Raw genomic sequence first — 12,810 nt, forward strand, 5'->3', positions numbered from 1 at the left:
AGAAAATCCATAGATTTTCTCCTCACACGAACGATCGTTGAAGCAAAAAGTGGAACAACAAGGCGTTGTTCCACTGATCGTTTGATCAAATCGCTGCTTATTTCGTAGAACTTTTTTCTGAAATACCGTAAGGCAAGACGATCGTTTTTTGTTCTACATCTTCTTTGTTCATCATTTTTGTCAATAGACGCATCGCAACGGCACCCATATCATACAATGGTTGCGTCACACTTGATAAGCGTGGACGAGCGGCTTCAGCCAATAATGAATTGTTGCTGGTGATGATCTCGAAATCTTCAGGAACTTTAACACCTTTGTCTAACAAACCATCTAAGACGCCGATGGCTAACTCATCGTCTGTGACATAAGCTGCTGTCGCACCACTGTTGATGATGCGATCAACTAAGGCTAAGCCTTCTTTAAAGCTGTATGGTGATTCAAAGATCAACCCTTCAGAATATTCAAGGTTGTTTTCTTTCAAGGCTTCTTTATAGCCTTTCAAGCGGTTTTGGCCATTGATTGGATCGATCAAAGCACCGCTGACAAAAGCGATTTTTTGATTGTTTTTCGCCAATAATGAAACAGCATCTTTGGCAGCTGCTGTGTAATCGATATTGACACTTCCTACTTGTTCATCAGGATCGATCGAACCAGCTAAAACGACTGGTGTTTTTGAGCGAGAGAATTCCCCGCGAATTTCATCCGTGATGCGATGACCCATGAAGATAACGCCGTCCACTTGTTTTGCTAACAAGTTGTTCAAAACGTTGACTTCTTTCATAGTATCGCCATCAGAGTTGGCTAAGATGATATTGTATTTATACATGGTCGCTACATCATCGATCCCACGAGCAAGTGATGAGAAGAACATATTGCTGACATCAGGAATGATGACACCAACAGTCGTGGTCTTTTTACTTGCTAACCCTCGAGCAACTGCGTTTGGACGATAATCCAAGCGGTCGATCACTTCCAGCACTTTCTTACGAGTTGCTGGTTTTACATTTGGATTTCCGTTGACTACCCGTGAAACAGTTGCCATCGATACATTCGCTTCCCGTGCAACATCATAAATCGTAATTGTTTGTTTTTCCATGATATATCTCCCTTATTCTATTTTCAGAAAATCTTATTTACATTTCTTTGTTAGGATAGCAAATTTTTTCCGTATTTGCAACCGTTTTAATTTTGTTTTCATGAAAACTTAGCAATTTCCTACTTTCCCCGCCCCTATTCTCTTCGAAAGCATGATAAAATAGAAAAAGAATACTTGAAAGAAGGTTTTTTCAAATGAATGATAAAAAAATCAATGAGTTAAATGGCTGGTTGAAAACCAATGGCGCAGATGTTGCCTATATTTCTAATCCAGCAACGATCGCTTATTTTTCAGGTTTTAAAAGTGAACCTCATGAACGGGTCCTTGCTTTGTTTGTCGCACCTGGAAAAGATCCCTTTCTTTTCACACCAGATCTGGAAGTAGAAGAAGCAAAAAATAGCGGCTGGCCTTTTGACATTATCGGTTATCTCGATAGCGAAGACCCTTGGGCGAAAATCTGTCAGGAATTGACCTCTCGTTACCAAGTTTCTTCCTTGGCACTAGAAAAAAATGACCTTTCCGTCGAGCGCTATGAAGCATTGAAACGGTTTTTGCCACAGACCGATTTTTCTTTAGATGTGACTCCGGTCATTCAAAAAATGCAGTTAACTAAAACGGCTGCTGAGATCGACACCTTGCTAGAAGCTGGCAACTGGGCAGATGTTGCTTTTGAGATTGGGTTTGCTGCCATCAAAGAAGGCGTCAGCGAAATGGCAATCGTGGCAGAAATTGAGTACGAGTTGAAAAAACGTGGGGTTTCCCATATGTCCTTCGATACGACCGTATTAGCTGGTGCCAATGCAGCAAGTCCTCATGGCGTACCTGGTGACCGCAAAGTGACTGCCAATGAACTCGTCTTGTTTGACCTAGGGGTCGTTTGGAAAGAATACTGCAGTGATGCAACCAGAACGGTTGCCTATAAAGAACCGACTGCCTTACAAAGAAAAATTTATGACATCGTTCTTGAAGCTGAACTAGCAGCGCAAGCAGCGGTCAAACCTGGGATTACCGCTGGAGAATTAGACAAGATTGCTCGTGATGTGATTACTGGCTACGGCTACGGCGACTACTTTAACCATCGTCTAGGTCACGGCATCGGGACCACGGTTCATGAGTTCCCCTCTTTGATCACTGGCAATGATTTAGTGATTGAAGAAGGCATGTGCTTCTCTATCGAACCGGGCATTTATTTACCAGATCAGGTCGGTGTCCGCATTGAAGACTGTGTGTATGTCACAGCAGATGGCTGTGTACCTTTTACCAAAACAGCAAAAGAATTGTTGGTTTTATCTTGATTTTCTAATAAAACGGCACAACATGTTGGAATTACATGAAAAGGAGTGTTCTTATGAGTAAAAAAGTGTTGGTTTTAGGCGGCACGCGTTTTTTCGGTAAATATTTGGTCCAATCACTAATTGATCAAGGATTGGACGTGACGATCGCTACCCGAGGGAACACGAAAGATTCCTTTGGCGATCAAGTCAACAGAATCATCTTCGATCGTATGGAGGAAGAAAGTATCAAAACGGCATTAACAAAAGAAACCTATGATGTCATTTACGACAATATTGCTTATACTTCCAACGACATTGAGATTCTACTGCGTCATGTCACACCGAAGCGCTACATCGTTACTAGCTCAATGTCTGCGTATCATGAATTACACTTCGATTTGAGTGAAGCGGATTTTGACCCTGCTAAAGAACCCTTCAGACTGGTCAGCTCTGAGGAGGTCGATTATGCACAAGGCAAGCGAACCGTGGAAGAGATCCTGACCCAAAAATACAGTCAGATCCCATCCGTTTTTGTCCGCTTTCCTTATGTGATCGGTGCAGATGATTACACAAAACGTTTTACCTTTTACATTGACCATCTGATAAAGCAAAAGCCAATGGCTGTCGATAATCTAACGCATCAAATGGGCTTTGTGGATGCCCAAGAGGCTGGTGAATTTTTAGCGTTTCTAGGTACTAGCTCATTCACAGGACCCATCAATGGTGCGTCAAAAGGTACGATTTCTTTAGAAGAAGTGCTGCAATACGTATCGAAAAAAACCGGTCTTTCCCCGCTCTTTTCAGAAACAGGCGATCAAGGCTCTTACAATGGTACACCTGCTTATTCGATCAATGTGGAGCTCGCTGAGGAAATTGGTTTTTCATTCAGTCACCTGCAGGATTGGATCTACCAACTTTGCGATTGGGAAATCGCCCAAGCATCAAACGAATAACTACTGAAATCACAAAAAAACGTTCGCCGATTTAATTGGCGAACGTTTTTATCTTTTAAAGCAATCAAGTTTTATCCTTACTTATGCTTCTGGGTTGTTTTTTTCTAATGTGTCTTTTAATTCTTCTTTGGCATCTTCCAAGTCAGCTTTAGCTTCTTTTGTTTCTGCTTTCGCTGTTTTTTTGGCATCATCCGCTGCTTTTCCAGCTTCTTTTTTCAAATCAGCTGCGGCTGCTTGACCGTCTTTTTTGGCTTCTTCAACTACAGGTTTTGCTTCTTGTGCCCCTTCTTTGACGGTTTGTTTCATATCCGCTGCAGAAGATTTTGCATCAATAATGATATCTTGGACTGTATCATCTGCATCTTCTTTGGCATCTTTCGCTGTTTCTTTCACATCGCTCGCTGATTTTTTGAAGCGTTCTGATAGATCACCTGCTTGTTTCTTTAACTCTTCAACGGTTTCTTCGGATGAACCAGCTGCTGTTTCTTTTAAGTCATCGACTTTCGCTGTTAAAGAACCGGTAAAGTCAGATGCTTGCTCGCTTAGTTTTGCCGCTTTATCTTTAGCAATATCGACAAGATCCGTACTTCTTTCTTTGGCTAAATCACCATAATCAGATGCTTTATCTAATAAATCGTCTGCTTGTTTTGCTAATTTATTTCTTAATGTTTTACCAGATTCTGGCGCCAACAAAAGTGCTGCTGCTGCTGCTGCTGTTCCTCCGATGATTGCTCCTAATAAAAATCCGCCTTTTTTACTCATTGAAAGTCCTCCTTTTATTTTTGGTTATTTTTGTCTTTGAAAAATTTCATGGCTGTTTGACCGACTTTTCCAGCTACCGTTGCTTTGGCAGTGGTCCGGCCAAGACTACCCACGCGCGTAATTAAATTTTTTCCAGAAACATTTAGTTCTGAAACACTGGTACTTAGATCTGCAACTGCTGTGAACAAAGGATCGATGGTTGCGACTTTTCCGTTCACATCTTGTAAAAGCTCATTCGTTTTTACCAATAGACCTTCAACCTCTTTTGAGAGAATATCAACGTCTTTGGTAATGACACGGATGGTTGTGTTTGCTTCTTCGACCGTTTTGTCTACTTTGGTCATTGTCTTGCTGACTTGCATCAACAAACGAACGACGAAAATGACCAATACGACAAATGCAATCGCAGCAATCAATGCAGCTAGTTCTCCTCCTGACATAGAATGGCTCCTTTCCCCATTTACTTATATTAAGAATAGCATTTCACTGCACTTTCTACAAATAAAAGACTGCATTTTTAAGAAAATTATCCGCTTTCAACGAGAAATAATAAAAAAACAAAGCAATTTCATCAGAAATCGCCTTGTTTAGGAGTTTTTGTTATTTTTTTGACGCTTTCGGTGCTTCTTTGACTTCTTTTTGAGCCGGAGCTAGTTCTTTTCCTAACTCGATCAAATACTCTTTCAAGCTGTCTTTGACTTCAGGGTGCACTAGACCATACTCGATACTTGTTTTTAAGAAACCGAATTTGTCTCCAACATCGTAACGCTTGCCGGTAAATTGATGAGCAAACACGCGTTGGGTTTTATTTAATGTGTCGATGGCATCCGTCAATTGGATCTCGCCACCAGCACCTGGTTCTTGATTGGCTAAAATATCAAAAATTTCAGGGGTCAGCAAGTAGCGGCCAATAATTGCTAAATCACTTGGCGCATTTTCTGGCGCTGGTTTTTCAACAAAGTTTTTGACATTGAACAAGCCTTTTTCAACTTCCATACCAGGATCAATGATCCCGTATTTTGATGTATCTTCATGAGGAACATCCATGACAGCGATCGTTGATGCATGCGTTTTTTCATAATTATCGATCAACTGTTTCGTCAACGGTACTTGATCTTCCATCAAGTCATCACCAAGCATAACTACAAACGGTTCATTTCCGACAAATGCCCGAGCCTGTAATACGGCATGACCTAATCCTTTTGGATGAGATTGGCGAATGAAGTGAAGATTTACGTCAGTTGTTTCTTCCACTAATTTCAAAAGCTCCGTCTTGCCTTTTTCTTTTAGATTCATCTCTAATTCTAAATTGGCATCGAAATGGTCTTCGATTGGACGCTTTGCTTTCCCTGTGACGATCAAAATATCTTCGATCCCTGATTGTAATGCTTCTTCCACGATAAACTGGATCGTTGGTTTGTCAACGATCGGCAACATTTCTTTTGCCATTGCCTTTGTAGCTGGTAAAAATCGGGTACCTAGACCAGCTGCTGGGATAACTGCTTTTTTAACATTCATGTGACTCGCTCCTTTAATCATAATGATTGATCTACCGAAAATTCGTTTTCTTCTTTGCCGTCTCGCAGCATAATATCTTTAGCTGCTTGCTTGATGTCTTTGCCTTCATACAAGACCGAATAAATCGTTTCTGTGATTGGCATTTCCACCGACAAAGCTTCTGCTAATTCGCGGGCAGCTTTTGTGGTTGAAACTCCTTCAACGATCATCCCCATATTGTCTAATACTTCATCTAAGCTATGGCCTTTTCCTAATAGGTTTCCTGCACGCCAATTCCGCGAATGGACACTGGTACAAGTGACGATCAAATCGCCAACCCCACTCAATCCGATAAAGGTTAAAGGATTGGCACCCATTGCCACACCAAGACGACTGATTTCCGCTAACCCACGGGTCATGATCGCAGCCTTCGCATCATCCCCAAAGCCCAGTCCTGCGATAGCACCGGCACCAATGGCGATGATGTTCTTCAAAGCGGCGCCAGTTTCGACACCGATCACATCGTTATTCGTGTAGATTCTAAAGTAATCATTCATAAATAGCTCTTGTACATACTTAGCAGCCGCTTCATTTTCTGAAGCTGCCGTGATCGTCGTGATATCATGGACAGCGACTTCTTCAGCATGAGATGGTCCTGACAAAACAACGATTTCTTGCCGTTTATCAGCTGGGATCTCTTCGGCAAGTACTTCTGAGATTCGTTTATGACTGCCTTGTTCTAACCCTTTTGAGGCATGGATAATGACTGGCTTGCCAGTTGTTTTCTTAGTGAATTCTTGTGCCACGGCACGAATCGCTTTGGTTGGTACGACAAACAAGACGGCATCTGCCCCTTGGATCGCCTCTTCTAAATCTTTACAACCTAGAATATTTTCAGGAAGCTTCAGATCTGGCAAATAATGCCGATTCGTATGATACGTATTGATTTCATCGATTTGGGCGGGATTGTTCCCCCAAATAGTCACTTCATGTCCATTTTCAGACAAGACTTGTGCCAAAGCAGTCCCCCATGATCCGGGACCTAAGACGGCGATTTTCTGTTTCACTATGGAAACCTCCTCTATCCTTTTCGCAAATTCATGCACTTCATCATTTTACCATAATTTCGATAAAATAACTGTTTAGATAATCGCTTGGTTCTTACCAAAGCTGCGGTTGTAATCCTTTAACGCTTGTTTTTTCCTGCGCCAGATCATTAAAGCGATCGCTCCGAAGAACAATAAAGCGGAAAGTGCCTGTGACACACGGATTCCACCAAATAAGTATAAACTATCGGTACGCATTCCTTCAATAAAGAAGCGCCCGAATCCATACCAAATCAAGTAGCTCAAGAAGACTTCGCCTTCTTTTAATAACCCAGTTTTCTTACGCAAGAAGATCAAAACGATAAATCCAATCACGTTCCAAACCGATTCATAAAGAAAAGTCGGCTGCCGATACGCTTCATCAATATACATATTATCGATAATAAATTTCGGTATATACAAACTTTCTAAGAAGGAGCGGCTGACTTCAGCGCCAAATGCTTCATGGTTCATAAAGTTGCCCCAACGCCCGATGCCTTGTGCCAATAAGACACTTGGTGCGGCGATGTCTAAGAAGGTCCAGGGAGAAATAAAATTTCGTTGGCAGAAAAAGTATAGCCAGATCCCCCCGGCGATCAGTGCGCCGTAGATCGCGATCCCACCAGAGCGAATATTGAAAATTTGACTTGGGTCATCAATGTAGTATTGCAAGTCAAACAGAATATAATAAAGCCGCGCACCAATGATCGCTACTGGCAATCCAATTAACATAAAATCAGTCACATCATCTGGCTTGAGCCCGACACGAACCGCCTCTCTCGTGCTTAACCACATAGCAATGATCACGCCTGATACGATAATGATCGCATACCAATAAATCGGCAAACCAAATAGTTCAAATGCGACTCGATTTACTAAACCTAACATCTATCTTATCCTCTCTAGTTTCCAGAATTTTCTTCGATCAATTGCGTCAATCGATTTTCAAAGGTCTTCGTTGCATCGTAGCCCATCGTTTTCGCTCGGAAATTCATGGCAGCGACTTCGATAATGATCGCAACATTTCGACCAGTTTTTACCGGGATCTTGATTTGTGGTACATCGACGCCACCAATTTCAACCGTCGTATCATCGGTTCCTAGTCGATCATACTTTTTGTCTTTCGCCCAAGCTTCTAAATACACCGCTACTTGAACCTGCATATACCCTCGTACGGCACTGGCACCAAAAAGATTCATGACATCGATGATCCCGATCCCGCGGATCTCGATCAAGTGCTGCAAGATTTTCGGCGGTTCCCCTACCAAAGTCAATTCATCTTGCTTATACACATCCACCCGATCGTCAGCGATCAACCGATGCCCACGTTTGATTAACTCTAAGGCTGTTTCGCTTTTCCCAATTCCGCTATCGCCTTGAATCAAAACACCTAGCCCATAGACATCCACTAATACCCCATGGACACTGGTTCTTGTGGCTAAGCGCCCATCGAGGAAACTAGAAAGCTCTCCTTGCAGACGTGACGTTGAGATGGGCGAACGTAGAATCGTAATCTCATGTTCTTTGCAGGCTTGAATCATTTCTGCTGGTACTTCCAAGCCGCGAGAAACGATAAACCCTGGGGTATCCTCGGCACACATTTTGCGCATCACCATCAAGCGTTCTTCTGGCATCATTCGTTCCGCAAAGGTGATCTCTTTGCTGCCGAATAATTGCAGACGATCATGGGAATAGTAATTAAAATAACCCGTCAATTCCAAACCAGGTCGGGAAATATCGCCGGTAATGATTTCTCTTTCTAAACTGTTTTCAGTTCCTTCAACTATCTCTAAATTTAAAGCCTCCGCCAGCTCGCTGACTTTGACGGTTTCTGCCATAGGTTTTCCCTCTTTTCTCAATGATTCTTGCCGCTGTTTCTTGTAAACGACACTCTGGTTCTATTTTATCATTCTATCAGTAAAGTTACTACCTTCGCCAATAGAAGTCCTCATTCTTTTTCGTTTGTGTTATTATTTTACTAAGGAGGGATTTTTAATGAAATTTTCAGCATACAAGTATCAACGCCCTGATTTTCCAGTTTATCAAGAAACATTCAAAAAAGCATTAGCAAACCTTCAGTCAGCCGATACCTTCTCGGAGGCGAAGCAAGCCCTTGATGCTTTGAACGAACTAAGAGGAACGATCGATACCGCAATGAACTTGGCTTCGATCCGCTATTCGATCGATACTAACGATGCCTTTTATGAAGCAGAAGACACCTTTTGGAATGAATACCAACCTCATTTTGAAGCTCTGGATTTTCAATTCTATCAAGCACTCCTGGCTTCACCTGTCTTAGATGAATTAAAAGCCGAATATCCAGAAACACTTTTTTTATTTGCCGAAAGCCGTGTGAAGCTTTTTGATGAGGCCTTGATCGAATTATTTCAAAAAGAAAACCAATTGGCTTCTGATTACAGCAAATTGGTCGCTTCTGCCCAAATCGACTTCCAAGGAGAAACCTATACCCTCGCACAACTGCGACCATTTACCGAAAACAAAGATCGAGGTGTTCGAAAAGAAGCGTTTGAAAAACAAACGGCTTTCTTCACGGAAAATGAAGACCGTTTTGATCAAATTTATGACGAGATGGTCAAGGTTCGTACCGAGATCGCCCATAAGCTCGGCTTTGAAAATTATGTTGCCTTTGCGGATACCCAAATGAATCGTTGGGACTATGATCGTTCAATGATCGAAACCTATCGTCGGGAAATTTTAGAAAAAGTCGTCCCAATTACCCAAAAACTGTACCAAAGACAGGCGCAGCGTAATCAATTAACTCAGGCAACCTTTACCGACCTGCCGCTTGTTTATCCTAGTGGTAACGCAGAGCCTAAAGGAACTCCTGAAGAACTAGTAGAAAAAGCCCGTGTGATGTATCAGGAACTATCCCCTGAAACTGGCGAATTTTTTGATTTTATGGTCGAGCATGACCTACTTGATCTACTAAGCAAAAAAGGCAAACAATCTGGCGGCTATTGTACGTTTATCCAAGACTATCAATCGCCATTTATCTTTGCCAACTTTAACGGCACTTCTGGCGATGTCGATGTTTTGACCCACGAAGCTGGCCACGCGTTTCAAGCCTTTCGCTCTCGTTGGATCAAAGAACCGGAAATTCTCTTTCCCAATTATGAGTCTTGCGAGATCCATTCAATGTCGATGGAGTTTATCGCCTGGCCATGGATGGATGCTTTTTTTGAAGAAGAAACAGAAAAATACAAATTTGCGCATCTTGCTAGTAGCCTGCAATTTTTGCCTTATGGCGTTTTAGTGGATCACTTCCAACAAGACGTTTATGAGCATCCTGAGTGGTCACCAGCACAGCGCAAAACCCGTTGGCGGGAATTAGAGCGCCAATATTGCCCAGAACGGGATTATTCAGAATATCCTGACCTTGATCGTGGCTTGTATTGGTTTAGACAAGGGCATATTTTTGAATCACCTTTCTATTATATCGATTATACATTGGCGCAAGTGTGTGCGTTCCAATTTTGGTATCGATTCATCGTGGCAAAAGACGAAACCGCTTGGCAAGATTATTTGGCCATCTGCGAAGTCGGCGGCACAAAAACATTCCTTGAGATCCTGTCTCTTGCTCATTTGCGTTCACCTTTTGAAAAAGGGGCGCTTGATGAGACGTTACAGGCAGTAGATACGTACCTTGCTGCTATCAAAGAAGAACAGTTAAACTAAAAAAGACGTTTCCGTTTCTCCACTAGCTTGAAAGCTAGTGGGAGAAAACGTGAAACGTCTTTTTAACGTGAATATTTTTCGATATGGTGTTCGGTCACGATCATATTGATCACTGACATGATCAGTGCCACTAATAGCGCTGCCCCAAACGAGGAGAAGCCGAAGTTGGCTGACCCAACAAAATATGAAGTCAAATTCAGCATGAGCGCATTGATCACAAAAGTGAAGAAACCAAGCGTCAGTAAAGTCAATGGAAATGAAATGACGATCAGAATTGGTTTAATCAAAGCATTCAGGATCGACAGTACGAAACTGGCGATCACTGCAGTCATAATGCTTTGAACATGGATCATATTTGGTAATAGAACCGCCAATGTGACAAACGTCAATGTATTCATGATAAGCCGTTGAAAATAAGACACTAGAAGTCACTCCAGTCCTCATCCTCCACCTTTTCCGCTTCTTTACGGGGACGATTTGCTTCATTGTATTTGTTTTGCTTGTAGTAGTGATTGTCGTGGCCATATCCTGAGGTACTCTTGCGACCAGAAGGAATCAAGACCGCCATGATGATATATAAAGTGATTCCAGGAAACGCAGCAGTCACTAAAGATAGAAAGACATAGATCACGCGAACGATGGTTGGATCAATTCGCAAGTATTCTGCCAGCCCCCCTAGAGTACCTGTAATGACAACGTTATTGGCTGATTTTGTTAATTTTTTGTTCATTTATCTACACCTTCCTTCTTTTCTTTAATGAGTGTAAACCCAGCGATTCTTATTTGTCTGTATCTTTGATAAAGACATTTCCTGTTGTTGTAGATAGATCGATTTGAGCGACTTTATCGGCAACCCGACGGAATTGCAATAGTTGGTTTAGGCGTTCTTTTTTCTCACGCACAACTTCCATCTCGCTTAAACGATTGTTGATGCTACCTAAACTTGTTTTTGCGATCCCTTCAAAACCGATTCCTGTCGGTAATGCTACTTTGACATTCCCATTTACAGAGCTGGCGTTTAATTTTTGGACCGTTTCTTCTTTGTAGGTCACACGGATGTTGCCGTTAACTAAAGAAATACCGGTATTTTGTGGCGTTGCTGTCAACGTAACGTCGCCGTTCACCGTTTCAATAATGGCATCTAAAATCTCACCCTCTTGAACAGTGATCGTTCCATTCACGCCTTCAATCTCTAACATCGATGCGTTTACTTTGCGGAAATCGATATTGCCGTTTGTTGATTTTGTATAGACATCTTTCGCATCCAATTCATTGAATGTAACATTGCCGTTCAGCAATTTCACTGCCACATGATCATAGGTACGTTTTGGCAAGTAGAAAACGAGATCGGCACGAATGCGTTTGTTGGGAATTTGGAAAGAGATGCGTTCATCATCGACATTAATTTGGCTTCTTGCTTCAAAAGCATCGAAAGGCTCCGCCGCATCCATTTTACCATATAGTTTGATTTTGGCATCTACTTTGACACCTGGTTCATCCCATAATTGGAAGGAAACATTGCCGTTTGCCAATTTCACATCGATCAATGTCGCTGCCGTTTCATCATAGCTGAATGTGTGCTCAAATTTTGTCGCTGCAACACCAGGAACTTTCAAGTTGATGTCTTTCCATTCCATGTTGTCATTGACTGACTCTGTCACTGCCCGAACTGTTTTCTTCAAGAAGTGTCCGAAGTGTGTGCTGGCATCGACCATTTTTTCACTTACTTGGTTAAAGGTGTCAGTCGCTTGCTCTTTCCAATCCTCTGGAATATCTAATTTTTGAGAAATTTTTTCTTTTGTTTGAGACCATTGGTCTTTGCGAATATTTTTTAATTTTGCTTCCAATTCTGCTTTTTCTTCAGATAAACCATCTAAGGTTTCTTCCAATGCAGTAATGGTCGCTTCTGTTTCGTGACGCGTAGCCAATTCATCTTCTGACAATTGATCCAACTCTTCTTTGGTGTTCAATTGCATCAATGTTTCTTGTGCTTCTTTTAATTCTTCTTTGACGCCAAGAATTTCAGCATTGATTTCGTCCAACTCAGCAGATGCTTGGTTGGCTTCCGTTGCTAAACCATCGAGAATCTTTTCAAGATTTTCTTTGTCTTGCGCTTCGTTTTGACGAAGTTTTTCTTCGCTGTCAAACGTGAACATCTCATCGTCGTTTTCAGTATCATCAAATGGGCTTGTCGCATTCTTATCCGCGGTTACCTCAGCAGCAGCTTTGTTAATTTGTTTTTCGTCTTTGGCTTTTGCCATACCTTCTAGTAAATCTAAGGCTTCTTCTGTAGAAAGCACACCTTTTTTTACTAGATCCAATATACGTTCTCTTTCGTTCATGGAAATTGCCTCCTTCAGCAAATGTGTGATTGCAAGTTTAGCTTACGAACCTATTATGCCTTGTTTTTGCAAAAGTGTCATAGGTCTTAAGTACCAAGTTTTTCT

13 protein-coding genes are annotated in these 12,810 nt (G+C 41.9%); 3 read left to right on the plus strand and 10 right to left on the minus strand.

All coding sequences use genetic code 11. The features are described from left to right. Positions 1-97: 97 nt before the first annotated feature. Positions 98-1,096 carry a catabolite control protein A gene (gene ccpA / locus IGJ15_RS09405; RefSeq protein WP_005225798.1) on the minus strand — a complete coding sequence of 333 codons (999 nt, stop codon included), beginning with the start codon at positions 1,094-1,096 and terminating at the stop codon, positions 98-100. A gap of 194 nt (positions 1,097-1,290) precedes the next feature. On the opposite strand from ccpA, the gene IGJ15_RS09410 reads away from it, so the two are divergent. Both IGJ15_RS09410 and IGJ15_RS09415 read left to right on the plus strand, forming a co-directional pair. Beyond that, a complete protein-coding gene (locus IGJ15_RS09410; protein WP_010748010.1) occupies positions 1,291-2,391 on the plus strand; it encodes a M24 family metallopeptidase in 1,101 nt (366 codons plus the stop codon). A 53-nt stretch (positions 2,392-2,444) separates the two neighbouring features. Further along, positions 2,445-3,323 carry an NAD-dependent epimerase/dehydratase family protein gene (locus IGJ15_RS09415; RefSeq protein WP_010748009.1) on the plus strand — a complete coding sequence of 293 codons (879 nt, stop codon included), beginning with the start codon at positions 2,445-2,447 and terminating at the stop codon, positions 3,321-3,323. Between the two features lie 81 nt (positions 3,324-3,404). Here the strand turns inward: IGJ15_RS09415 and IGJ15_RS09420 are convergent, their stop codons facing one another. The 6 genes from IGJ15_RS09420 to hprK all read right to left on the minus strand — a co-directional run bounded on the left by IGJ15_RS09420 (position 3,405) and on the right by hprK (position 8,505). Next, positions 3,405-4,085: a YtxH domain-containing protein gene (locus tag IGJ15_RS09420; protein ID WP_005235400.1), complete on the minus strand. Its 681-nt coding sequence runs from the start codon at positions 4,083-4,085 to the stop codon at positions 3,405-3,407. 14 nt (positions 4,086-4,099) lie between these two features. Beyond that, positions 4,100-4,525 (minus strand): DUF948 domain-containing protein, encoded by a 426-nt coding sequence (locus IGJ15_RS09425; RefSeq protein WP_005235398.1) that lies wholly within the window; start codon positions 4,523-4,525, stop codon positions 4,100-4,102. 160 nt (positions 4,526-4,685) lie between these two features. Then, positions 4,686-5,603: a UTP--glucose-1-phosphate uridylyltransferase GalU gene (gene galU, locus IGJ15_RS09430; protein WP_005225793.1), complete on the minus strand. Its 918-nt coding sequence runs from the start codon at positions 5,601-5,603 to the stop codon at positions 4,686-4,688. A gap of 17 nt (positions 5,604-5,620) precedes the next feature. Then, positions 5,621-6,649 carry an NAD(P)H-dependent glycerol-3-phosphate dehydrogenase gene (locus IGJ15_RS09435; RefSeq protein WP_005225792.1) on the minus strand — a complete coding sequence of 343 codons (1,029 nt, stop codon included), beginning with the start codon at positions 6,647-6,649 and terminating at the stop codon, positions 5,621-5,623. Between the two features lie 75 nt (positions 6,650-6,724). Then, positions 6,725-7,555 carry a prolipoprotein diacylglyceryl transferase gene (gene lgt, locus IGJ15_RS09440; RefSeq protein WP_010748008.1) on the minus strand — a complete coding sequence of 277 codons (831 nt, stop codon included), beginning with the start codon at positions 7,553-7,555 and terminating at the stop codon, positions 6,725-6,727. A gap of 14 nt (positions 7,556-7,569) precedes the next feature. After that, the gene (gene hprK / locus IGJ15_RS09445; RefSeq protein ID WP_005225790.1) at positions 7,570-8,505 is read right to left on the minus strand and encodes an HPr(Ser) kinase/phosphatase; all 936 of its coding nucleotides are present in this window, start codon (positions 8,503-8,505) and stop codon (positions 7,570-7,572) included. Positions 8,506-8,662: 157 nt separating this feature from the next. On the opposite strand from hprK, the gene IGJ15_RS09450 reads away from it, so the two are divergent. Then, complete coding sequence (locus tag IGJ15_RS09450) at positions 8,663-10,363, plus strand: M3 family oligoendopeptidase (RefSeq protein WP_231434872.1); 1,701 nt, start codon at positions 8,663-8,665, stop codon at positions 10,361-10,363. Between the two features lie 62 nt (positions 10,364-10,425). On the opposite strand, the gene IGJ15_RS09455 is transcribed toward IGJ15_RS09450, so the two are convergent. From IGJ15_RS09455 to liaX, 3 genes are read right to left on the minus strand one after another with little or no spacing between them, the layout of a single operon-like run. Beyond that, positions 10,426-10,785 (minus strand): phage holin family protein, encoded by a 360-nt coding sequence (locus IGJ15_RS09455; protein WP_005225788.1) that lies wholly within the window; start codon positions 10,783-10,785, stop codon positions 10,426-10,428. Further along, positions 10,785-11,093: a PspC domain-containing protein gene (locus tag IGJ15_RS09460; RefSeq protein ID WP_010748006.1), complete on the minus strand. Its 309-nt coding sequence runs from the start codon at positions 11,091-11,093 to the stop codon at positions 10,785-10,787. The genes IGJ15_RS09455 and IGJ15_RS09460 overlap by 1 nt, the downstream gene beginning before the upstream one ends. 49 nt (positions 11,094-11,142) lie before the next feature. Further along, positions 11,143-12,705: a daptomycin-sensing surface protein LiaX gene (gene liaX / locus IGJ15_RS09465; RefSeq protein WP_010748005.1), complete on the minus strand. Its 1,563-nt coding sequence runs from the start codon at positions 12,703-12,705 to the stop codon at positions 11,143-11,145. Positions 12,706-12,810 lie beyond the last annotated feature (105 nt).

Source organism: Enterococcus sp. AZ079 (assembly GCF_050547255.1).
GTDB classification, from domain to species: domain Bacteria; phylum Bacillota; class Bacilli; order Lactobacillales; family Enterococcaceae; genus Enterococcus_D; species Enterococcus_D casseliflavus.

Bases quoted from the DNA above. Each gene is read 5' to 3' on its own strand.
- IGJ15_RS09425 (WP_005235398.1), bottom strand. From the start codon at position 4,525: ATGTCAGGAGGAGAACTAGCTGCATTGATTGCTGCGATTGCATTTGTC.
- IGJ15_RS09415 (WP_010748009.1), top strand. From the start codon at position 2,445: ATGAGTAAAAAAGTGTTGGTTTTAGGCGGCACGCGTTTTTTCGGTAAA.
- liaX (WP_010748005.1), bottom strand. From the start codon at position 12,705: ATGAACGAAAGAGAACGTATATTGGATCTAGTAAAAAAAGGTGTGCTT.
- IGJ15_RS09410 (WP_010748010.1), top strand. From the start codon at position 1,291: ATGAATGATAAAAAAATCAATGAGTTAAATGGCTGGTTGAAAACCAAT.
- hprK (WP_005225790.1), bottom strand. From the start codon at position 8,505: ATGGCAGAAACCGTCAAAGTCAGCGAGCTGGCGGAGGCTTTAAATTTA.
- IGJ15_RS09460 (WP_010748006.1), bottom strand. From the start codon at position 11,093: ATGAACAAAAAATTAACAAAATCAGCCAATAACGTTGTCATTACAGGT.
- ccpA (WP_005225798.1), bottom strand. From the start codon at position 1,096: ATGGAAAAACAAACAATTACGATTTATGATGTTGCACGGGAAGCGAAT.
- galU (WP_005225793.1), bottom strand. From the start codon at position 5,603: ATGAATGTTAAAAAAGCAGTTATCCCAGCAGCTGGTCTAGGTACCCGA.
- IGJ15_RS09420 (WP_005235400.1), bottom strand. From the start codon at position 4,085: ATGAGTAAAAAAGGCGGATTTTTATTAGGAGCAATCATCGGAGGAACA.
- IGJ15_RS09450 (WP_231434872.1), top strand. From the start codon at position 8,663: ATGAAATTTTCAGCATACAAGTATCAACGCCCTGATTTTCCAGTTTAT.
- lgt (WP_010748008.1), bottom strand. From the start codon at position 7,555: ATGTTAGGTTTAGTAAATCGAGTCGCATTTGAACTATTTGGTTTGCCG.